The organism is Planomicrobium sp. MB-3u-38, from assembly GCF_002836425.1.
GTDB classification, from domain to species: domain Bacteria; phylum Bacillota; class Bacilli; order Bacillales_A; family Planococcaceae; genus Planococcus; species Planococcus okeanokoites.
This window is the reverse complement of the sequence record NZ_PJBO01000010.1, coordinates 98092-118380: the sequence shown is the minus strand read 5'-3', so window position 1 is coordinate 118380 and position 20289 is coordinate 98092. Positions and strand designations below refer to the sequence as shown.

Below are 20289 nucleotides of genomic sequence, written 5' to 3'. Positions count from 1 at the left end.
GTTAGTTCGCCTGAAAAATGGCAATTAAGAAGACCTAAGGGAGAGTCTTTAACTAATTATTACTACAAAAATGTTACTCGTACTTCTCAAAACTCAAAAACATTATCTTATTTCCGATCACAAGTAGAAAGTATAAATAGCTTGGAATGGAGATTTATTGGCTCTTCACTTACAGCGACTGGACTTTCTTGGTTGTCGTTTATTCTCTCTGTTCCTACTGCAGGCGCTGGTACGCTAGCTGCAGGGTTAGCAGCGTTAGGTGCTTATGGATCGGCTTTAGATGCAATGGTCAAAATACATGGTCATGTAAATAAAGCGAGAGCTTATTATTTCTCTCTGTAAAGAGATAGGAGGGTAAATTTGATAATCTTTGAACTAATAACCGTGCTACTGACTATCATAATTATTTCATTTGGACTGTATTATTTAAAATTCAAAAAATCAAAGAATAGGAACAGTTTTGTTCTTGGTTATTTGTATTTAATGTTCGGTACAATTGGATTGATTGTAACTGGCATAATGCTGATTTAAATAGATAGCCATCTTGAAATTGAGTAATGGGAAAAATATCAAAACACTTTGAAACCTATATAAATAACCGAAAAAAATCATAACCACAAAAAAAAAGGCAAGCGCACCCAGCGCTTGCCTTCTTCATTATTTCACTCTCCAAATATCTCTTCAGAAACTTCCACAATATAACGCAACTTCTCCCATTGCTGTTCTTCTGTGAGTTTATTGCCATGATGGGTTGACGCGAAACCGCATTGCGGGCTGATACAGAGCTGCTGTAATGGCACATACTGTGCGGCTTCCGCGACACGTGCTTTAATGACTTCCTTATCTTCAAGCTCCCCGTTCTTCGAAGTGAAGACGCCCAACACAACGCGCGGGCCGCCAGCTGGAATGTGCTCGAGCGGCTGGAAGCTGCCTGAGCGGTCGTCGTCGTATTCGAGGAAGAAGCCGTCGACTTTTTCTTTAGCGAAAAGGGTAGGTGCGATCAGCGCGTAGCTTCCTTCAAATGCCCAGTCGGACTGGTAATTGCCGCGGCAGAGGTGAGTGGTTACCGCAAGATCTTCCGGCTTGCCTTCAAGCACGCCGTTTGCGACGCGCAGCGCGAGGTCGATCAAAAACTCTCGATTATACTTGCCGTCGTTGAACGGGATTCCCGGCGCTGACAGCCCGGCGATATAGACATCGTCAATCTGAATATAGCGTGCGCCTAAATCATAGAAGGTTTTGAAAGCGTCGCGGTAAGCCTGGATGACGTCTTTTGCATAGTCTTCAATATCCGGATAGATGTTTTCGTCGCGGATGCCCTGATTGAAAAACTGGTTCGGACTTGGAATCGTCAGTTTCGGAATGGCGCGGTCGCCGACAATCTCTTTAAATTCAATAAAGTCTTGGATGAAAGGATGGTTTCCATTGAATGAGACTTTGCCGATATTGCGTACGTCGTAAGCTTCGGTCTCTACATTTTTAAATTTATAGCCATGTTCCGGTGTATAGCCTTCAAAGCCGTTGATGCCAGCCATGAAATCGGTGTGCCAGAATGTGCGGCGGAATTCGCCGTCAGTGACGGCTTTCAAGCCGACTTCGATTTGCTTGTCGACGATGCGCTTGATTTCTGTCGTTTCGATTTCGCGTAATTGCTCTGCCGTGATAACACCTTCTTTAAAGTCTTTTCTTGCCTGATGGATGCTTTCCGGACGCAGCAGGCTGCCGACGTGATCTGCCTTGAAAGGTGCTTTTACCGCTGTTTTTGTTGTTTCTGTGATTGGATTTGTCATGGGGAATTCCTGCTTTCTGATTTTAGTTTTTATTTGGCGTATAGATTAGTTCGCAATGCTGAGCTTGCTTTTCACTCGGACTTTCTCCAGTGCCTGCTCCAGATCTTCGAGCAGGTCGTCGGTGTGCTCGAGGCCGACGGAGAAACGGAACAGGCCGTCGGTGATGCCGCGTTTCTCGCGTTCTTCCTTCGGCATCGCGGCGTGCGACATGGTCGCCGGATACGACAGAATCGTTTCGACAGCGCCGAGGCTGACGGCGAAAACCGGAATCCGCAAGGCGTCCTTGAAGATGCGCGCCGAATTTTTGTCCGGCAGCTTTAATGATAGGACTGCACCATAGCCGCTTGCCTGCCGCTGCTGGATCGGATTGACGGGATGGAAGGAGAAGCCCGGATAATAAACTTCTTCGACAACCGGATGGCGATGCAGGAACTCAGCGATTTTCTGTGCGGATTCACTCGACTGCTTGAGACGCGCGCCGAGCGTTTTGATTCCTTGAATCAATAAATAGGAATCCTGTGCGCCTAAGACCGAACCGAAGGAGTTTTGGATAAAGCCGAGGCGGTCACCGAGTGCCGTGTCTTTTGTAACGGCGAGTCCTGCAACGATATCGCTGTGGCCGGACAGGAATTTCGTCGCGCTGTGAAGCACAAGATCCGCGCCGAGATCAAGCGGGTTCTGGAACAGCGGCGTCATGAATGTGTTGTCGACAAACGTCAGGCAGCCGTTCGCTTTGGCGAGTTTGGCGGCGATTTCGATATCGGTTATGTTCATCACCGGATTGGACGGGGTCTCGATGTAGATCACTTTCGTGTTTGGCCTGAAAGCCCGCGCGACTTCATCGAGGTCCGTCATATTGACGAATGAATGATCGATTCCGAATTTACCCAGCACCTCCGTGATGAAGCGGTAGGTGCCGCCATACACATCTTCTGACACCAATACATGATCGCCGGATTCCAGCAGCATGAAAGCCGACGAGATAGCGGCCATGCCTGAGGCGAAAGCGAATCCCCGTGTGCCGTTCTCGAGTTTTGCGATTGTATCCTCCAGCGCCTGGCGCGTCGGATTGCCGGAGCGGCTGTAATCATAAGGGCCGAACTCATCGATGCTTTGCTGGTGGAACGTCGACGACAGGTAAATCGGGACATTGACGGCGCCGGTCTTCGAATCGACACCGGCGGAATGGATAAATTTCGTTTCTAAGCGGTCGGTCATTTTTAAGTCCTCCTTTGACAGAGCTCCTTTTCCAATAGAAAAGGGGCTTTCTTCAATAAAGAAGAAAGCCCCTCAAAAGAGATCTGTTCTTCTCATCTTCTAGGCTCGCGCCTATTGGAATTAGCACCTTTGCCATTGCGGGCAGGTTGCTGAGACATCACAGGGCCAAATCCCTCCGTCTCTCTTGATAAGAAATAGATTATTAAGTTAGTTGTCAGTTGATGTGTTTAACAATAAAACAAGTTGATAGAAAATGCAAGAATATTTGATAAATAAATTTTGGACCGCTCAACTCAAACGCTAATCCTCCACAACATTTCCAACCGCTCATAATTCTCCAAACCAACGCGCCGCTTCACTTTTCCCCGTTTTAATTCTTTTCCGATTTCAAATTCATCTATCAGCAATAAAACATCGTAAATGAATCGCAGAGGGAATTGAAGTGATAAGAGGATTTGATAAGCGAGGTAGGCACTGACATGTTCGTAGCCATAGAAATTATCCTGTTCAATCGGCAAGTTTTTCCGGACATAAGCTTTGCCTATGTTATGCAAAAGGATGGTCCACGACAGCAATTCCTGCTCCTCAAAGTCACTGACTTCTTTTGATATTTCTCGAATGATTCCATAGTTCTGCTGCAGCAAGGCACGCATTTCTGCAGTCTCTGCCATAGGTCTGGTTTCTTCAAAGCTTTTGAAAAACAGTTCGTGACCCTCAAATAAAAGGGCCTGCGTCTTAAGCTGTTCCGGATTTATTTCTTTATAGGGTGGCATTGATAGGAAGCGGATCCAGCCGAAATTTTCATCTTTTCTCGGCAACTGGAATGCGCGGATATAACGTTCGATTATATGGCCGGGCACGCGGTCGACAGTTTGCCGCTTACTATTGCGTTTTTTCAGTAAAGCATGGGGAGTGAGGAAGATGATCGCTTCTGTTTCGGCCTCGAATTTTTCGATCCGGTTCAATATGCTCCGTCTTCTTTTGGATGCTAGGTTTGTTGCATCGTAAATGACATTGGAGCCGTTTTCTAAATGGTGGAATGTCTGCTGATACATTTCTTCGAACGTATTTTGGTAATCGACGGATTCGCCGGGCAGGCGGCTACGGTTCGTGATTTCATCGGAAGAGAGATGGACCCAATCTTCGTTTCCTTCAAGCAGGCTGCGGGCGTAGGTGGTTTTGCCGCTTCCCGGAAGGCCGATCAGCATTGTGAATTTCGCCATAGTAACCCTTCTTTCGGCAGAAATGAAATATGTAAAAATTCATTTTATCTTCCATACCCTTTTCAAGTCTGCAAAACCAAAAGGGAATTTTCGCCTTCATCTAAAAAGGTTTTCCAACTCCTTCAGCGAATATTAAAAGGTAAAGGAACGGATGGGGTGGTCTTCAGCTACAGCGGCATGGTGGCTGGGGCGGATCATCAGTAATTTGAATTACAGAATCAAAGGTGTAGAATGAATGTTTATTCTCATTCAACTTATTCTTTATTAGTCTGGAGGGCAAATCATGAAAGACGAAAATTGTGACTTGAAGCAAACGAAAAGTGTAAAGGAAAAGAAGCTTGATGTTATTGATGGCGTAACGATAAAGTATCATGCCAATGGAAATACGATTTGGTCAAAGGGCAAGATAATCGATGAGCAGCCGGAAGGTTATTGGGAATGGTACCGCATTGATGGGACGCTGAAGCGGTCGGGGCATTTCGAAAAGGGAGAACCCGTGGGCGAATGGATCACTTATGACAGTAAAGGTGAGAAGTATAAGACGACTAATCGGGATAAGTGAAAAAACCGGCAGTTTCCAGTCCAGGTTTAATTTTTTGAATACCGAGTTCCAAAAATTGTGCTGTTTCCAGGGAAATGGTAACTTAAGCTTGATACATTTAATTTGTTAAAACTCGATTGGAGGGATTTTGGATGAAGATTTTAGTTACTGGAGCAACAGGGAATTTAGGTTCAAAGGTCGCAGCTTCATTATTGAAAACAGTACCGGCAAGTGATCTGGCGGTAAGCGTTCGAAATCCGGAAAAAGCGGAAGAACTTCGTGCGCAGGGAGTGGAAGTTCGTCAAGGGGATTTTGATTATCCGGAAACATTAGATAAAGCTTTTGCGGAGATTGACCGATTATTGATCATTTCTACAGATGGGGACAATGAAACAAGAATTCAACAACATAAGAATGCTGTCCAGGCAGCTGAACGTGCAGGGGTGCAATTTATTGCCTACACGAGCCTTGCAAATGCAACGGGAAGTGAAAACTCAATGGCACCGCCGCATGTAGCGACAGAAGCTGCCATCGTTGAGACGGGCATCCCGTATTCTTTCCTTCGCAACAATTGGTACCTGGAAAATGAAATCGGAAGCATCCAAGGTGCCATGGCTGGAGCTCCGTGGGTAACTGCTGCCGGTGAAGGCAAAGTAGGGTGGGCATTGCAACAGGATTATGCAGATGCGGCTGCAGAGGTACTTGTTGGTGACGGACACGAAAACACTATTTACGAACTTTCGGGCCCTCTATTGACACAAGAAGAACTGGCAGCTGCTGTTGGAAATATTCTGGGCAAAGAAGTGCCTGTACACCAAGTCAGCGACGAAGAATATGCGGAAATCATGAAAGGTTTGGGCCTGCCTGATTATGTGCTGCCAATAGTTGTGGGTATTCAACAAAGCATCAGAAACGGTTCGCTGGAAGTCAGCAACACCGATTTCGAGAAAGTTCTTGGTCGTCCGGTTACTCCGATTGATGAAGCGTTAGAACAAATTATCAAGGCCAATTCGTAAAGAAAATAATTAACGATATAAAAAAAGCTAATTAAATAGTTTAATGAAGCGGATTGCTCCTGTATTGGGGATAACCCGCTATTTTTTTATGTATTTGGCTGGATAGGTAAAAGAAGGGGAAGTTGCTGAAGACAGCGACTTCCCCTCCTTATCCATTTATAAGCATTCTCAAAAATCATACTCCGCTTCTTTTTCTTCACGGATTTTCGTAAATGTTTCTGTCAGAACCACCGTGTCTTCTGCAAGCCGCTCAATGCGAAGCAGCACATCGTGGTTGATAATTTCTTTTTGGTAGAAATCTTCTTCCACAACGAAGACAAAAGTCTGGACCATTTGCGCTTTCATATATGCGAGAATTGGTTTCAACTGAGTGTCAGCGACCATATAATGTTTGGCGGAACCGGCTGTCACCAGCATGCTGACCACTTTATCGCGGAACGCGTTGACCGGCAGCAAGTCAAAAATGTTTTTTAGCGCCGCCGGTATGGAAGCCTGGAAAATCGGCGTGCCGATGACGATGGCATCAGCTTCCATCAAGGTTTTCGTCACATAGCCGGTATCGCCTTCGTAATCGAGGTAATTGCGGCCGTCGCTGAATTCCATTTTGAAATCCGCTAAATCAATCAACTCTGTTTCCACGTCAGGGTATTTCTCCGAGATCGCTTTGACGGTTGCAGTCATAGCGATTCTTGTTTTTGAACCGATTTGGGAACCGGATAAGCCTACGATTTTCATTCCGCTTCCTCCTTATTTTTTGGCAGTATATTTTTTGATGGCCGGGATGATTTCCGTGCCGATCAATTCGAGGTTTCGCTTGAGCTTGTCCATCGGCATGCCGCCAAAGTCAATTTGCGCGATATAGCGCTGATGGCCGAAGACTTCGTGCTGATGCAATATTTTCTCGATGATTTGCTGCGGGCTGCCGATGTTCATGATGTTATGCGGATCGACGCCTTGTGCGAATAGCTGTTTCGGGAAGCCGCCGCCGTTGGTGCGTTTCATGCCTTCATTGATATGAGGGTACAGGTCTTTCAATGCTTGCTGGGAATCTTCCGCGGCATAGAAAAAGCCTGCCGTTGCAACTGGCAATTCATCAGGATTATGACCGCCTGCCCGAGCCGCATCGCGGTAGGCATCGACTGTCCGTTTGAAAGTTGAAGCGGCGCCGCCAAGATGAGCCATGAACATCGGCACTCCGGCATAACCGGCTTTCATCGCGCTGGCTGGAGTGCCGCCTACTGCGCGCCAAATCGGAAGAGAGCCGTTGACCGGACGCGGAAGTACCTGTGCATTGCGGAGCGGTGCCCTGAATTCGCCGCTCCAATTGACGATTTCGTTTTCATTGATCAGCCGAAGTAAATCGAATTTTTCTTCGAACAGTTCCTCGTAATTGCGGACGTTATAACCGAGCAAATCGAACAGCCCGATGCGTGAAGCACGTCCTGCGACAATTTCTGCCCGGCCGCCTGAAATCAAATCGAGTGTAGCAAAATTTTCGTAGACACGGACTGGATCGGACGTGCTGATGATCGTCGAAGAACTGGCGATCTTAATTTTTTTCGTCGCCTGTGCAATGGCAGAAAGCACAACGGCATGGGCTTGTGTTGCGAAGAATTCCTGATGGCTTTCGCCGACACTGAAAAATTCGACGCCTGCCTGTTCCGCAAGTCCTGCGTATTCGATAATGTCCTGAATCCGCTGCTGTGCAGAGATTCTTTCACCTGTAGCCGGGTCCGGCAAGTGGTCGCCAAGTGTATAGATGCCAAACTCCAGGCCATTGTCAGGATTGATGCGATATTTTTCCATTGAATAAATCCGCCCTTCTATTTCCAATATAAAGCCATTATAAGCGATAGGTGATTTTATTATAAGTACGCACTCCAAAGTGCTATAGTATACAAAAAGATACTATGGGAGTGGTTGTTATGGAACGCAAACCGGATAATTGCCGCGTGGAAGACGCGCTCGGCATCCTTGTCGGAAAATGGAAACCCGTGATTCTTCTATACCTGCTGCAAGAAGGCACTAAACGCTTCAGTGAGCTGAAACGCAATATGCCGGCCATCACGCAAAAGATGCTGACGAAGCAATTGCGGGAACTGGAAGATGAAGATATTATCGCTCGTGTTGTCTATCCGCAGGTCCCGCCGAAAGTGGAATATTCCATGACGGAATATGGCCGCAGCCTTGAGCCGATCCTGGAGGCCATGCACGAATGGGGCGCCAAACATACCGAACATAAAATGGAGAAACAGGAAAATCAGCTGAAAAGTTCCTCATAAGTAAACCGGATCTCTCTTACTTTAGGAGAAGCCCGGTTTTATTGTTTTCATCGGAATTCAATATTTTGTAAGGCTGATTTCTGATGTGTAAAATGAAGGGCATACGGTTATACCTAGAAGAGAAACTGAAGGAGAGGCGATGCAGCATGAATTCAGAAACGATGAAGACACTCGGGTTTTACAAGCCGGGATCGAAGGAAGAAGCGATGGATTTTCAGAAGGTGGAACAGGAAAGGCCGACCGCTACTGGACGCGATTTGCTGGTGGAAGTAAAAGCGATTTCCGTGAATCCGACAGACCTTCGCACGCGCGACGGCAAAAAAGAGGACGATGAGTCGCTGACGGTTGTCGGCCGGGATGTGGCTGGCGTAGTTGTTGCGACGGGTGATGACTGTTCTTATTTCAATGTCGGGGATGAAGTGTTTTATGCTGGCACGAACAATCGTCCAGGCGGCCAAAGTGAATTCCATCTCGTGGATGAGCGCATTGTGGGCCGCAAGCCGGCGAGCCTTGATTTTGCGCAGGCAGCGGCATTGCCGTTGACCAGCATTACGGCGTATGAAGCGCTGTTTGAGCGATTGGGCGTTTCCAAAGATGCGGCGGATAATAAAGGACAGAATATCCTGATTATCGGAGCGGCAGGCGGCGTGGGCTCGATTGCGGTGCAGATCGCTAAACTCGCCGGGCTTACGGTAATCGGCACAGCTTCCCGCACCGAGACAGTCGAGTGGGCGAAAGATCACGGCGCCGACCATACCATCAACCATCACGAGGAGTTCGGCCCGCAGCTGGAGAACCTCGGCATCAATGGCGTGGATTATATTTTTTGCCTGAACAGCCCCGACGAGCATATGGAAGGGATGGCGAAAGTGATTCTGCCGCAAGGGAAAATCTGCTCGATCCTGCCGGCGTTCAAGCCGCTCGACCTCGCGCTGTTCGGCAAAAGTGTCACGTTCGTCTACGAACTCATGTACACGCGCTCCGTTTTCCAGACGGCCGATATGGTCCACCAGCACATGATGCTGAACGACTTGGCGGACTGGGTGGATGACAATAAAATCCGCTCGACGATGACGCAGCATTTCTCACCGATATCGGTGGAAAATCTGAAAGAGGCTTATACCAATCTGCTGACTGGCAAGACGATTGGCAAGATCGTGTTGGAAGGTCCTTTCGAGTGAAAATAAACAAAGCGTCGACTTCTCTTTTTGTAGAGAGGGCGGCGTTTTTTTGTTTGATTTTTTAAGAGCCAAGATCAAAAGACAAATGGATGCTTTTCGCAGGCGAAAAGCGAAAGTACAAGAGATGGCAGTTAATGCCTAGCCGAAAATGGAGAGTGGGCATCGGGTTTATTTGAAATAACTTACAATATATTTTCTAGTTAATCGCTAGGTTAAAATAGAAAGTATTTCAATGGAATTGGAAAGTATTTAGGGTGAATTGTAAAGTATTTTACCCAAATTGGAAAGTATCGCCAAATACTGGAAATAATGATTCTTGGAAACTAGTCACACGAACAGGAATCGAACTTCAGAGGCTCTATTTTGAAGTTCAGAAATCGTAATGGACAGTATTCGATGTCTAACGGACAGTATTGGGGCTCTAATGGACAGTATTTGGTTCGTAACGGACAGTAACGGCATCCCAATGGACAGTAAATCCATAAAATTGGAAATTGACATTCCATTACATTCTAAAATCTATATCCAAAAAGTTTTAGCTCAAAGCGCCAAAAAAACAAATTGACTTTCTAAAATTATTGTAATATTCTATAGAGCAGTATTAAAATGACGGTTACCTTATAGCTTCATTGAAAGAATGAAACTGGGATATCGGATATTTTTGTTTACTGCTGTAAGCGATTACATAAAAGAGGAGAGAAAATATGATTACATTTATCGTTTCGATTGCGTTGCTTGTGGCAGCCTATTTTACATATGGAAAGTATATCGAAAAACTATTTGGTCCAATAACTAGTCGGAAAACACCGGCTTACGCCAATCAGGATGGCATTGATTTTGTGCCGATGAACAAGCATAAAAACTCGCTGATCCAATTGCTGAATATTGCAGGGACGGGCCCGATCTTCGGTCCGATCATGGGAGCGCTGTATGGCCCGGTCGCATTTCTGTGGATCGTCATCGGCTGTATTTTTGCAGGCGCGGTGCACGATTACCTGACGGGCATGATTTCCATCCGCAATAAAGGCGCACATATTCCGGAGCTTGCCGGTAAATTCCTTGGTGCGGCATCCAAGCATCTCGTCAACTTCTTTGCGTTATTGCTGCTGTTGCTTGTCGGAACCGTGTTCGTAACAACACCGGCGTCATTGCTCGCAATCCTGCTGGATGGAAAAGTGGCAGTCGGAATTCTGATCGGTTTGATTTTCGTCTATTATTTCCTGTCGACAATTTTGCCGATCGACAAAATCATCGGCCGGTTGTATCCGTATTTCGGAGCCGTTCTTTTGATCGGAACATTTGGCGTCGGCATTGCATTGCTGTTCTCTGAATATAAAATTCCTGAGCTTCGCTTAGAGAATCTGCATCCGGACAATTTGCCGATTTTCCCGATGCTGTTCTTTACGATCACTTGTGGAGCCTTGTCCGGTTTCCACGCGACGCAGTCGCCGATCATTTCGCGGACTACGCAAAATGAATCGCAGGGCCGTTACATTTTCTACGGCATGATGATTGCGGAAGGGATCATCGCGATGATCTGGGCTGCAGCCGCGATGAGCATCTTCGACGGCCAGACGCTTTCAAGCATCATCAGTTCAGGAACTCCTTCTGCTGTTGTCAATGAAGTCTCCATGACGCTGTTAGGTGCAGTCGGCGGTACGATCGCTGTTCTTGGTGCCATCGTCCTGCCAATCACATCAGGCGATACGGCGTTCCGCGCTGCGCGTTCAATCATTGCTGATTACATCAAAGTGGATCAGCAGAAAGTGTTGAAGCGCCTGATGATCGCTGTTCCGCTATTTGCGGTTTCATTGGTACTGACTCAAATCGATTTCGCCTTATTGTGGCGTTATTTCTCCTGGGCCAACCAGGCGACTGCCGCCATCGCTTTGTGGATTGCGACGATGTACCTCTATATCCAAGGCAAGAATTACCTGGTGTCATTGGCGCCGGCAATCTTCATCACCTATATGGTTTTCGTCTATATCCTCAATCAGAAAATCGGCTTTAACCTTGACCTCAACCTGTCGTTCATCATCGGGCTGGTCTTGACCATTATCACGGTTGGACTGTTCTATGCGAAAGCCCGCAAGAATCGCGCCGACGATGTCGAGACAGTCGTTGCGGTGGACTGACTTGGAATAAAAATTATGCTGCCACACCGGATGTTTGCGTCTGGTGTGGTTTTTCTTATAAAAAGTTATTTTATTGAATGCTGAAAATATTTCTATAGGAAACAGGATGTTTCCACGGGATGTGGAATAGGTAAGTATAAGGGAGACAGCTTTATTTAATGACAGAAGGAGGAATTTTATGAACGGGCAATTTTTCAAAAACAGTCTGCACGGCGAAGGGGCTCACTTCGATACGGCGAAGGTATTTGACGGGGTAGACTGGCAAGAGGCGGGGGACAAGACGGGGGATTTCCCGCATTCGATCTGGGAATTATTATTCCATATGAATTATTGGCAGGATTATATGCTGGATCTGCTGAACGGCCAAACGCCGAAAAGCCAGAATCCCGATGAGGAATCCTGGCCGCATACGCCGTCGCCGGAAAGTGAAGATGAGTGGGATTCGGCTATTGCTTATTTCCTGAAAGGACTGGAAGAAGCCGAGCAGGAATCCACGAAAGATTTACTGGAAAAAGTGGTTCCCGGACGGGAAGACACCCGAGGCGACTGTTTGCAGACAATCGTTCTGCATAATACGTACCATGCCGGGCAAGTGGTGTTTGCACGGAAAATTAAAGGCGATTGGCCGCCGACTGAACGAGAAAGCTGAATTGCCAGCTTCGCAGGCTTGCATACTATTTCGGAAAGAGTCATTATCTCATCAGAAGCTGCTCTTGCTCCCCCATTAGTTGGGGAGCGGGCAGCTTTTTTTGATTTTTTTGCTGATTTTGAGGCTGCCGCGGATAAATGATGTCTAGGCGCGGATAAACACCGCCCAGCCGCGGATAACCTCATTACTCACCCACCACCCATCCACCCAACAAAAAGAACAAAAAAACAAAAAAGGACGCTTTTCGCCAGCGAAAAGCCCCTTATAAAGCTCAAACCCTATCAATCTGCTCGCTATTAAGAAGAAAGCGGGTTAAGCATGAAAATTTTTATTTCGAGTCAATCGATGATGACGTCTTTCCCTTGTTCACGTAATGATTTCAGCGAGTTCAGCATGTGATCGATCTCTTCATCGGAATGACGCTGCCAGGCACCCAATTCAGCAACTATTTTCAGCGGCGATTTCGACCGGTACGAGCGGGTCGGGTTGCCGGGGAAACGTTTGTCGGTCAGGTTCGGGTCGTTCTCGAATTCGCCTTGCGGCTCGACGAGATAGATTCGTTCCCGGGCATCACCCGCCGCCAGTTCAGCTCCCCACTTCGCCGCTTCCAATGTCGCGGTGAAATAGATGTAATTCGATTTCTTATCCTGGTAATTTGAGAGGTTTTGCGCTTCGAGCAGGCTGCCAAGAGCTAATTCTGCTTTCGTTCCGTGGAAGAAAGGGCCTCGGTCGAGGACGTCATTTTGTTCATTCATATTAGTCTGCCTCCTGTTTGGTTTTCTTGGTTATGTAACAGTATAGGACAGGGATTCGCGAAAAAGTAGTCTGTTAATCATTTTTTATTGGGTGTATAATAAAGGTATAGAGAACGGCAGCTAAAAAACTATAAACCTTTCTGAATGAACCGCGCGCCGACCATTTCAGAAGGGTTTTTTCATTTTCATGGAGAATGGTACAGGGGATAAGTTTTAATTGAATGGAGGAAATTCGATGGCAGAAGAACGGATGATTGAATCTTTTGATGGCACGCAATTGTTCAGCCGGAAGGATACGGCTGAGGAGCAACGGGCAGTGGCTGTGATTTCGCACGGTTTAGCCGAGCATCTGGGCCGTTATGATGCGCTGGCTGAAACGCTGTTGAGCAACGGTTTCACTGTCTACCGCTATGAACAGCGTGGCCATGCGCGGTCTGAAGGGAAGCGCACGCATTTTGACGATTTCAATGAAATGCCGGATGATTTGAAAACTATTATGGACCTGGCTAAGGAAGAGAATTCAGATATGCCGATTTTTCTCATCGGCCACAGTATGGGCGGCTTCACAGCAGCAGCGTTCGGTACGAAATATCCGGGACAGGCAGCGGGGATCGTCTTATCCGGTGCGCTGACCCGCTACAACAATCAGCTGTTCGGTCAGCTGCCGATGGACTTGCCGGAAGATACGTACCTGGACAATGAACTCGGCGAAGGCGTCTGTAGCGATCCGGCTGTGGTCGAAGCCTATGCCAATGACCCGATGGTGGAAAAGAAGATTTCGGTCGCGCTTATCAATCAGTTTGGAACCGGCATTGACTGGCTGAAAACGAATGCCGAAAATTTTACGGACCCAGTGCTTGTGCTGCATGGCAATGAAGACGGGCTTGTCGCTGAAAAAGATTCTCGCGACTTTTACGGAGAGATCGGTTCTGCAGACAAAACGTTAAAAATCTATGCGTCGTTGATGCACGAAATCTTTAATGAGCCATCCAAGTATAAGATTTATGATGAAGTGGTGGAGTGGATACAAGAGCGTCTGTGAAATGAATAGTAAAAATGACTGAAAAACCATGGCCGGCAATTTCTCCGGTCATGGTTTTGGTGTTTAGATGACGGCGCAAATGATAATAGCTATATTGTATGTAAGCCTGTTAATTGAGAACCACAGTTTCATTGAATGGAATTCCTAAATAACTGTATGTAATGTCCACTTTGAATATGGCTGTTGGATATAAAACACTGATTCCATAAATTTCATCATCCACAGTTGCAGTCCCATTATCCATCTTTTTGTAATTGTCAGTGGGCGAGGTTCCTGTATTGATCACAACTTCTTCTGGATCCGTGAAATTAAATTCTGCCGCTTCAGGGCTATCAAAATCATGGGAGATAGTAAAGCCGAGCAAATTGTTGCTGACTTGAATCTTTGTTTCATCTGGTTTGTTATTGTTATTCACTTTCACATCCAGTATCTTCACATGCTGCAATCCTTTATTGCCGACACTGACCACCACTGATTTTTTATCTCCGTCTGTAAAAATGGCGCCAACCTCGAGTGGCGGCTTGAAGAACACCAGGAGATAAATGCCCAATACAATTAATGCAACAATCGAACCCACTAGCCATACTTTCTTTTTCAATTTCTCCGCCCCCGAATTCTTCTGCTCAACTATCCGGTCCACCTGTTTGAAACTGAGCATCTCGTCAATTGATATATATGATACGTTCTGTATGAAGGTAAGTTCCGTTTAAATGAAAATAAATATAGGTGAGAAAATATATTCAACCGTACAAAAGAGCAACGCTGATCAGCATTGCTCTTTTATATTGTGTGATACATAAAAGTAGTGGGTTTAATCATTGCTGCCCGTATTGATTTCTCACGATCTCAAATAAATCCGTCTTCCGCAAATACTGCTCCGGCGCCAGGAACGTCACGGTGACGACGCCTGGGTGGCGGCCGATTTCGATAGCGCCGGTGATCGTCGCGCGGTTCATGATTTCCGGTACAGTGACGCCGAAGAAATCAGCGGCGCGCTTCAAGCCGTTTTCGGTAGCTTCATTGAGATTCGGACCAGAGCCTATAAACGATACCGGGTACGATTCTTCGATTTTAGCGACTTCCCAGGTCTCGGCAATTTGCCGCGCGGATTGCTTCTCTTCCGCAGTGAACGGTTTCGCGGTGTACGGCAGGTCTTCCACATTTGGCAGCAGGATCGGCCCTTTGATGTTCATCCCTTTCAGCACGCTGACTTGCAGATGAGCAATACCGGAAACGTCGGTTGTGTGGCCGGCGATTTCGCCGTCGCCTTGCATGGCATGCATATCACCGAGGTAAACGCCGCCGCCCGGAACTTTCACCGGACAAATCAGTACCGCGCCAGCGCGCACACGGTTTACATCCAGATGGCCATCGGTACGGTGCGCTTCCAATTCTTCCTGCGTAGCGGCGTAATCATGCGGCGCGCCGACAAGAAATGAACCGAAGTCACCTGCGTTATGGGAATCCGGGGTCGCGCGGGATGGCGTCGTGCCAAGTTGTCCGAGGAACGGACGCATGCGAGCCATGGTGCCGACCAGATCATGCGGCGCAAACGTCACGACCGGATTCTGCACGGATTCGTCCGGTGTTTTCATATAGGCGCGGCCGTCGCGCGCAATCGTTTCGGCAGCTTCCTGCGGCAACGTCAAACCGACATCGCCTTTTTCACCGAAGAAAATCGTGTAGCCGTTCGTAAAGACAAAAGGCGTCGCGTCTGCTCCGCAGTTTGCGCAGCGTATCGCTTCCATACCGATGCCTCTGATGACAGTTTCGGGGTTTTTTGTGCCGCATTCCGGACATTTCGCCGCCACATAGCCATCGCCGTCCGCCCGGTCTTCGATCATTTTATCGTTGCCTGAAGCCGTCGCGTGTGATGTCACCGTAATCGACTGGATCCGGATGGCGATGGCGTCTCCCGGTTCTGCCCCTTCCACATACACCGGCTTCGTCACTTCATGTCCGCCGATGATGCTCGGCGTCATCATCGGCCCCCAGCAGCCCGGCGCCGTATTGGCGATGATCGTGCCGCCGTCCTTCACCGGCCCCAGCATTTCTTTTTCCGGATCCAAAATACCATCAACGAAATGATTCACGAATAAAGTCTCCACAGCTGTTTTATTCACATGTATCCTCCTCATTTTATAATAGTCTGACTATTTTCATTATAGTGGGAAGGGGGTAGGAATCACAATTTAGAAGATTGGTTGGCAATGAACTGAAGTCACTTTCGATTTCATTTAAAGGAGATTTTTATTCCTATACAGAAAGGGTATAAAAGGAATACACGAAAAGGAGTTGTATATAAATGGAGGATGATACAGTAGGGCATATTGAAGTTAATGGAGGAAACGTCTGGTACCGGATTACCGGGAAAGGGCCGGGAATTCCGCTGCTGGTGCTGCACGGGGGACCGGGGTCGAAAAGCAGCGACAGTGATCCGCTGCGCCAGCTCGGGACGGACCGGCCGGTGATTCAGTACGACCAGCTTGGAAGCGGGAAGTCGGATCGTCCGACAGATACGTCGCTTTGGACAGTGGAGCGTTTTGTTGAAGAATTGGAACAGGTTGTCGAAGCGCTGGGCTTGGAGGAATTCCACCTGCTCGGGCATTCTTGGGGCACGATGCTTGCCGCTTCTTATCTATTCAAAAATCCGAAAGGCGTCCGCAGTGTGATATTTTCGGGACCGGCTCTCGATGCGCAGCGATGGGAGCGGGATCAGCGGAATCTTTTGAAAGAGTTTCCGAAGGACATCCAGGAGACGATTGAGCGGAGCGAGCGCGAAGGAACGACCGATTCTGCTGAATACAATGAAGCGATGACAGCTTATTACAAGCGCCATATGTGCCGCGTCGATCCATGGCCGGAAGGGCTTGTAGAAGATATGAAGCAAATGAATCACCAAGTCTACAATTATATGTGGGGCGCTTCGGAATTTACGGTGACCGGAACGTTGAAGCATTTTGATGCGACAGACCGTTTGGGCGAAATAAAAATTCCGGCTTTGTTCACATGCGGCCTTTACGATGAAGCGACGCCGGAAACGACCGAGTATTATGCGGGTTTAGTGCCGGATGCGGAGGTTCATGTCTTTGAAAACAGCTCGCACATGCCGGGTATTGAGGAGCCGGAAGCGTATGTCGAAGTGGTGCGGGAATGGGTGAACCGGCAGGAGATGAAGCCGGGGGCTTAAAATAAGTAATAGAAAAACCGTTAACCTTCTATCAGGGTTAACGGTTTTTGGGTTAAGGAAATCATCAAACTTGATTCGTACCGAAAAATTCTACCATTAAACCGAAAAAGCAAGCAGTACCCGTAAAGAAGTAAAGTATTGCTGTCTTTTTGCGCCGCTCAAGATACTCATAAATGCCTGAAGAAGTGAACAGTAAAAAAGAGAGTGTAAAAAAAAGAGTCATGCTCCCTGTGAAATTCGGGTTGAAAAAATGATTGGCTGCGACAAATAAGAAAAGGGTACCAATCAGCCAGGATATAAATTTAAAAAGTTTCAAACAATCCCTCCATTGATTAGGGTGTAGCTAGGTCTGGTTACTCACTGGATTAAGCTTATCACAGGTCGTTATAGGTTTAAATGGAATTATTGGAAAGTGGGACGTTAGCTCTTTCGGGTTCGCGAGCGTTCCTCAGCTCACGAGCCCCGGCAGTTTGCCGTGGCAAACTGTTCCATTCCAGTGTTTTTGTTCTGAATTTTTGGAGCAGAATTTGATATTGACACTGTAGGTAATATGGTACGATTAAAGCGTGAATAATGCTTCGTTCACAGCCATGATCAGTAGGCGGAATTTAAAATTTTTAGGAGGTGAAAGCGATAAAAACGGAACTGGATTTATTGCCTAAAGCGTTAGCGATTGAGTGTTTGTTGAAGCGTATTCCATCCAACCACAAGGAGCGTGAATACCTGGAAAACCAGTTGCACCGAGCGGCTGCAGGAATTCGCGGCGAAGGCAAGATGGTGAAGAAATTTCGGGAATTTTCATATGAAGGTAATTATTTGCCTGTGTGGGATCTGAATATGGAGTTGGGCGATTGGGTGGTTCAGATTGACGGTCTGCTGCTGACTGACCGCTGTGCGATTGTGATGGATTCCAAGAATGTTAGCGGTGAAATCCATTACGACCTAGTGAATGAGGAATATTACAGGAAAGACTTGCCGAGTGGCGAAATCCTGACTATGGATAATCCCGTGTTCCAGCTGAATAAGCATATCCATTTTATCCGGAAATGGTTTAAGCTCCACAATATCAATCTGCCCGTCACGGGTTTGATTGTTTACACTGCAAACAGTTGTGTATTCCACACGAAGCCTTCTGACGCTTTGATTTGCAAAACGTATCAGATGAACCAATATCTCTACCGAATTCTTCGGGACAGTCCCCTAACCGCCGTTTCCCGTCCGCTTGAGGACATCGGGAAGCTGATCGCGGCAAACCAGGTCCCCTTTAAATTATCCCCTTTGAGCAAGTTTTATAAGATTGATCTGCGAGATGTGAAATCTGGTGTTTATTGCAATAAATGCTTTGGCCACGGCATGAAGCGTGTAAAGAAATCCTGGATTTGCGCGGTCTGCGGCAATAAAGATGCAGCTGCCGACCGACTGGCGGTGCAGGAATATTTTTCATTGATAGATGGAGAGCTGACGAATAGGAAGTTTCGGGAGTTTAGTGGTGTAAGTGATTCTGATGTAGTAAAACGCATTTTGCGTAAGTATGATTTAGATATTTCGGGCGAAAGAAAAACACGTGTTTACAAAATAAAAGACAAGTAAATACAGTGAATGGGAAAAACTTCTTAGTAGATCGATAAATTAGACTGAATCGCTAATAAACTCCCTCACATGAAGCTTTGCCTCTAACCGGCAGATCGAATGATGAAGTTTTTCACAGGAGAAAAGCTTCTAGTCAAATCATTTAGAAAGACGGAAGCGCTTATGTTTAGCGAAACGTCTTTTTACTGTTTGTGAAGAAAGTGAAATAATATTAATTTGATTATTAAATAATTAATTGTTTGAGATGATAACGAAATTATGAGAATCGCCGATAAACAGTTAAAAATCGCCGATAAACCATCAAAAATCGCCGATAAACCCAATACCCAGCCTCCACCTCTCACCACCAACCCAAAGAAGGAAGCTTTTCGCTCGCGAAAAGCCCCTTATCAAGATCAAAACCAAAAAAGACGGCCGCGAAATCATATCGCGGCCGTCTTTCCCTTTACATACTTTCGATTTCTTTTTCATTCCGCTTAACCGCCGGGCGCGTCAACGAGAAGACGGCAAAGCCGAGTGCGCCGAGCACGATGACGGCGCCGACCCAGGAGGTGCTGGTGACGGAACCGGTTTGGGCGAGTGTGAAGCCGCCGATTGCGGAGCCCAGCGCGATGCCGACTTGCAGCGCGGAGTTGTTGAAACTCTGCTGGATGTCGGAAGTGGTGGGATCCGTTTCAATCAGGTAGCTTTGCTGCGGCGGGGCAAGTGCCCAGCTTAGCGTTGCCCAGATGACCATTACCGGCATGAAGATGACTAGTGAAAATGTGCTGAATGGCAGCAGGAACAGCGAGACCGCGAATGCGGAAATGACGATCAGGATGCTTTTCTTCGAGCCGATCGAATCGGACATGGTGCCGCCGATTGCGCCGCCGCTTACTGCAGCCAGGCCGAATACGAGGTAACAGACGCTGACCCAGAACGGATTCAAGTTCATTGTCGTTTCGAGAAACGGCGTAAAGTAGGCGTAGACGGTATAATGGCCAGCCAGCATGAACATCGTCGCCAGGTGAGCGGTGCCGATTTTTGCGCTGGCAACCGCTTTTAATTGCTGCTTCAGCGGAATGGCCGTACTGCCCGGAATCGGCTGGATGTAAAGCGCGATCAGCGCCATTGAGCCGATGGACAATGCGGCGATGCCAAGGAAGATGTAGCGCCAGCCGAATGCATCCGAAATGAGGATGCCCAGCGGAACGCCGAGAACGAGCGACGAAGAGACGCCCATGAAAATCAGGCCGATCGCTTTTGCACGGTAAGGCGGTTCGACGATTTTAGCGGCGATCGTGAGCGACAGCACGATGATCAGCGCTGTACTCGCAGCCGTCAAAATCCGTGCAATCATCATCCAGGTGAAATCAGGACTGAAAAATGTCATGATATTGCCGAAGAAAAAGATGAACAAGGAGATCAGATAGACTTTCTTGCGCTCAAAACGGCTGGTCGCCACCAGCAGGACCGGACCGGCAATCGCATAGATCAACGCGAATAAAGTGATTAATTGTCCAGCCGAACTTACCGATACATCGAATTCATCGGCTATCGTCGGCAGGATTCCTCCGACAATCAATTCCACAAGTCCGACTGCGACCGTGGATAAGGCTAAGATATAGACTTTCAGGTTCATTGCAATTACGCTTCCTTTCCAATTAAAAATTGCTCTATTTGTCAGAAAATAAAAAA

20 protein-coding genes and 1 riboswitch are annotated in these 20289 nt (G+C 47.2%); of the genes, 10 read left to right on the top strand and 10 right to left on the bottom strand.

From position 1 onward, the window contains the following. On the top strand, nucleotides 1–342 hold a 342-nt coding region (locus CXF70_RS18120), incomplete at its 5' end, for a geobacillin-26 family protein (RefSeq protein ID WP_158241157.1). Between the two features lie 320 nt (nucleotides 343–662). Here the strand turns inward: CXF70_RS18120 and CXF70_RS05615 are convergent. The 3 genes from CXF70_RS05615 to CXF70_RS05605 all read right to left on the bottom strand — a co-directional run bounded on the left by CXF70_RS05615 (nucleotide 663) and on the right by CXF70_RS05605 (nucleotide 4231). After that, the gene (locus CXF70_RS05615; RefSeq protein ID WP_101801857.1) at nucleotides 663–1790 is read right to left on the bottom strand and encodes a 5-methyltetrahydropteroyltriglutamate--homocysteine S-methyltransferase; all 1128 of its coding nucleotides are present in this window, start codon (nucleotides 1788–1790) and stop codon (nucleotides 663–665) included. A gap of 45 nt (nucleotides 1791–1835) precedes the next feature. Continuing rightward, nucleotides 1836–3008, bottom strand: a complete 1173-nt coding sequence (gene metC / locus CXF70_RS05610; RefSeq protein ID WP_101801856.1) for a cystathionine beta-lyase — start codon at nucleotides 3006–3008, stop codon at nucleotides 1836–1838. Nucleotides 3009–3097: 89 nt separating this feature from the next. After that, nucleotides 3098–3202: riboswitch (SAM riboswitch) on the bottom strand. Between the two features lie 99 nt (nucleotides 3203–3301). Continuing rightward, nucleotides 3302–4231, bottom strand: a complete 930-nt coding sequence (locus tag CXF70_RS05605) for an AAA family ATPase (RefSeq protein WP_101801855.1) — start codon at nucleotides 4229–4231, stop codon at nucleotides 3302–3304. A gap of 283 nt (nucleotides 4232–4514) precedes the next feature. Here CXF70_RS05605 and CXF70_RS05600 point away from each other — a divergent pair, with 283 nt between their 5' ends. Together CXF70_RS05600 and CXF70_RS05595 are read left to right on the top strand one after the other, a co-directional pair. Beyond that, the gene (locus CXF70_RS05600; RefSeq protein ID WP_101801854.1) at nucleotides 4515–4793 is read left to right on the top strand and encodes a toxin-antitoxin system YwqK family antitoxin; all 279 of its coding nucleotides are present in this window, start codon (nucleotides 4515–4517) and stop codon (nucleotides 4791–4793) included. 131 nt (nucleotides 4794–4924) lie between these two features. Next, a complete protein-coding gene (locus CXF70_RS05595) occupies nucleotides 4925–5788 on the top strand; it encodes an SDR family oxidoreductase (protein WP_101801853.1) in 864 nt (287 codons plus the stop codon). Nucleotides 5789–5956: 168 nt separating this feature from the next. On the opposite strand, the gene CXF70_RS05590 is transcribed toward CXF70_RS05595, so the two are convergent. Together CXF70_RS05590 and CXF70_RS05585 are read right to left on the bottom strand one after the other, a co-directional pair. After that, nucleotides 5957–6523 carry an NADPH-dependent FMN reductase gene (locus CXF70_RS05590; protein ID WP_101801852.1) on the bottom strand — a complete coding sequence of 189 codons (567 nt, stop codon included), beginning with the start codon at nucleotides 6521–6523 and terminating at the stop codon, nucleotides 5957–5959. A gap of 12 nt (nucleotides 6524–6535) precedes the next feature. Then, nucleotides 6536–7594: an LLM class flavin-dependent oxidoreductase gene (locus CXF70_RS05585; protein ID WP_101801851.1), complete on the bottom strand. Its 1059-nt coding sequence runs from the start codon at nucleotides 7592–7594 to the stop codon at nucleotides 6536–6538. Between the two features lie 119 nt (nucleotides 7595–7713). On the opposite strand from CXF70_RS05585, the gene CXF70_RS05580 reads away from it, so the two are divergent. The 4 genes from CXF70_RS05580 to CXF70_RS05565 all read left to right on the top strand — a co-directional run bounded on the left by CXF70_RS05580 (nucleotide 7714) and on the right by CXF70_RS05565 (nucleotide 12035). Continuing rightward, nucleotides 7714–8070, top strand: coding sequence for a winged helix-turn-helix transcriptional regulator (locus CXF70_RS05580; protein ID WP_101801850.1), 357 nt, complete (start codon nucleotides 7714–7716; stop codon nucleotides 8068–8070). Nucleotides 8071–8216: 146 nt separating this feature from the next. Continuing rightward, a complete protein-coding gene (locus CXF70_RS05575; RefSeq protein ID WP_101801849.1) occupies nucleotides 8217–9251 on the top strand; it encodes a zinc-binding alcohol dehydrogenase family protein in 1035 nt (344 codons plus the stop codon). Nucleotides 9252–9955: 704 nt separating this feature from the next. Next, nucleotides 9956–11386 (top strand): carbon starvation CstA family protein, encoded by a 1431-nt coding sequence (locus CXF70_RS05570; protein ID WP_101801848.1) that lies wholly within the window; start codon nucleotides 9956–9958, stop codon nucleotides 11384–11386. A 178-nt stretch (nucleotides 11387–11564) separates the two neighbouring features. After that, the gene (locus CXF70_RS05565) at nucleotides 11565–12035 is read left to right on the top strand and encodes a DinB family protein (protein WP_101801847.1); all 471 of its coding nucleotides are present in this window, start codon (nucleotides 11565–11567) and stop codon (nucleotides 12033–12035) included. A gap of 338 nt (nucleotides 12036–12373) precedes the next feature. On the opposite strand, the gene arr is transcribed toward CXF70_RS05565, so the two are convergent. Then, a complete protein-coding gene (gene arr / locus CXF70_RS05560) occupies nucleotides 12374–12790 on the bottom strand; it encodes an NAD(+)--rifampin ADP-ribosyltransferase (RefSeq protein ID WP_101801846.1) in 417 nt (138 codons plus the stop codon). 235 nt (nucleotides 12791–13025) lie between these two features. Between arr and CXF70_RS05555 the strand changes: the two genes are divergently transcribed. Continuing rightward, nucleotides 13026–13832, top strand: a complete 807-nt coding sequence (locus CXF70_RS05555) for an alpha/beta hydrolase (RefSeq protein WP_101801845.1) — start codon at nucleotides 13026–13028, stop codon at nucleotides 13830–13832. 109 nt (nucleotides 13833–13941) lie between these two features. Here CXF70_RS05555 and CXF70_RS05550 read toward each other — a convergent pair whose 3' ends face one another. Both CXF70_RS05550 and CXF70_RS05545 read right to left on the bottom strand, forming a co-directional pair. Then, nucleotides 13942–14430 (bottom strand): hypothetical protein, encoded by a 489-nt coding sequence (locus CXF70_RS05550; protein ID WP_233208556.1) that lies wholly within the window; start codon nucleotides 14428–14430, stop codon nucleotides 13942–13944. A 217-nt stretch (nucleotides 14431–14647) separates the two neighbouring features. After that, on the bottom strand, nucleotides 14648–15955 hold the full coding sequence (locus CXF70_RS05545; protein WP_233208555.1) for an acetamidase/formamidase family protein: 1308 nt from the start codon (nucleotides 15953–15955) through the stop codon (nucleotides 14648–14650). Between the two features lie 182 nt (nucleotides 15956–16137). On the opposite strand from CXF70_RS05545, the gene CXF70_RS05540 reads away from it, so the two are divergent. Further along, nucleotides 16138–17022, top strand: a complete 885-nt coding sequence (locus CXF70_RS05540) for a proline iminopeptidase-family hydrolase (RefSeq protein ID WP_101801843.1) — start codon at nucleotides 16138–16140, stop codon at nucleotides 17020–17022. A 64-nt stretch (nucleotides 17023–17086) separates the two neighbouring features. Here CXF70_RS05540 and CXF70_RS05535 read toward each other — a convergent pair whose 3' ends face one another. Continuing rightward, nucleotides 17087–17338: a hypothetical protein gene (locus CXF70_RS05535; RefSeq protein WP_101801842.1), complete on the bottom strand. Its 252-nt coding sequence runs from the start codon at nucleotides 17336–17338 to the stop codon at nucleotides 17087–17089. A 308-nt stretch (nucleotides 17339–17646) separates the two neighbouring features. Between CXF70_RS05535 and CXF70_RS05530 the strand changes: the two genes are divergently transcribed. Then, entirely contained in the window at nucleotides 17647–18612 is a 966-nt protein-coding gene (locus tag CXF70_RS05530) for a nuclease-related domain-containing protein (RefSeq protein WP_101801841.1), read from the top strand. A gap of 445 nt (nucleotides 18613–19057) precedes the next feature. Here the strand turns inward: CXF70_RS05530 and CXF70_RS05525 are convergent, their stop codons facing one another. After that, nucleotides 19058–20233, bottom strand: a complete 1176-nt coding sequence (locus CXF70_RS05525) for an MFS transporter (RefSeq protein ID WP_101801840.1) — start codon at nucleotides 20231–20233, stop codon at nucleotides 19058–19060. Nucleotides 20234–20289 lie beyond the last annotated feature (56 nt).

Bases quoted from the DNA above. Each gene is read 5' to 3' on its own strand.
- CXF70_RS05575 (WP_101801849.1), top strand. From the start codon at position 8,217: ATGAATTCAGAAACGATGAAGACACTCGGGTTTTACAAGCCGGGATCG.
- CXF70_RS05600 (WP_101801854.1), top strand. From the start codon at position 4,515: ATGAAAGACGAAAATTGTGACTTGAAGCAAACGAAAAGTGTAAAGGAA.
- CXF70_RS05580 (WP_101801850.1), top strand. From the start codon at position 7,714: ATGGAACGCAAACCGGATAATTGCCGCGTGGAAGACGCGCTCGGCATC.
- CXF70_RS05540 (WP_101801843.1), top strand. From the start codon at position 16,138: ATGGAGGATGATACAGTAGGGCATATTGAAGTTAATGGAGGAAACGTC.
- CXF70_RS05605 (WP_101801855.1), bottom strand. From the start codon at position 4,231: ATGGCGAAATTCACAATGCTGATCGGCCTTCCGGGAAGCGGCAAAACC.
- CXF70_RS05565 (WP_101801847.1), top strand. From the start codon at position 11,565: ATGAACGGGCAATTTTTCAAAAACAGTCTGCACGGCGAAGGGGCTCAC.
- CXF70_RS05570 (WP_101801848.1), top strand. From the start codon at position 9,956: ATGATTACATTTATCGTTTCGATTGCGTTGCTTGTGGCAGCCTATTTT.
- arr (WP_101801846.1), bottom strand. From the start codon at position 12,790: ATGAATGAACAAAATGACGTCCTCGACCGAGGCCCTTTCTTCCACGGA.
- CXF70_RS05615 (WP_101801857.1), bottom strand. From the start codon at position 1,790: ATGACAAATCCAATCACAGAAACAACAAAAACAGCGGTAAAAGCACCT.
- CXF70_RS05555 (WP_101801845.1), top strand. From the start codon at position 13,026: ATGGCAGAAGAACGGATGATTGAATCTTTTGATGGCACGCAATTGTTC.
- CXF70_RS05590 (WP_101801852.1), bottom strand. From the start codon at position 6,523: ATGAAAATCGTAGGCTTATCCGGTTCCCAAATCGGTTCAAAAACAAGA.
- metC (WP_101801856.1), bottom strand. From the start codon at position 3,008: ATGACCGACCGCTTAGAAACGAAATTTATCCATTCCGCCGGTGTCGAT.
- CXF70_RS05525 (WP_101801840.1), bottom strand. From the start codon at position 20,233: ATGAACCTGAAAGTCTATATCTTAGCCTTATCCACGGTCGCAGTCGGA.
- CXF70_RS05585 (WP_101801851.1), bottom strand. From the start codon at position 7,594: ATGGAAAAATATCGCATCAATCCTGACAATGGCCTGGAGTTTGGCATC.
- CXF70_RS05595 (WP_101801853.1), top strand. From the start codon at position 4,925: ATGAAGATTTTAGTTACTGGAGCAACAGGGAATTTAGGTTCAAAGGTC.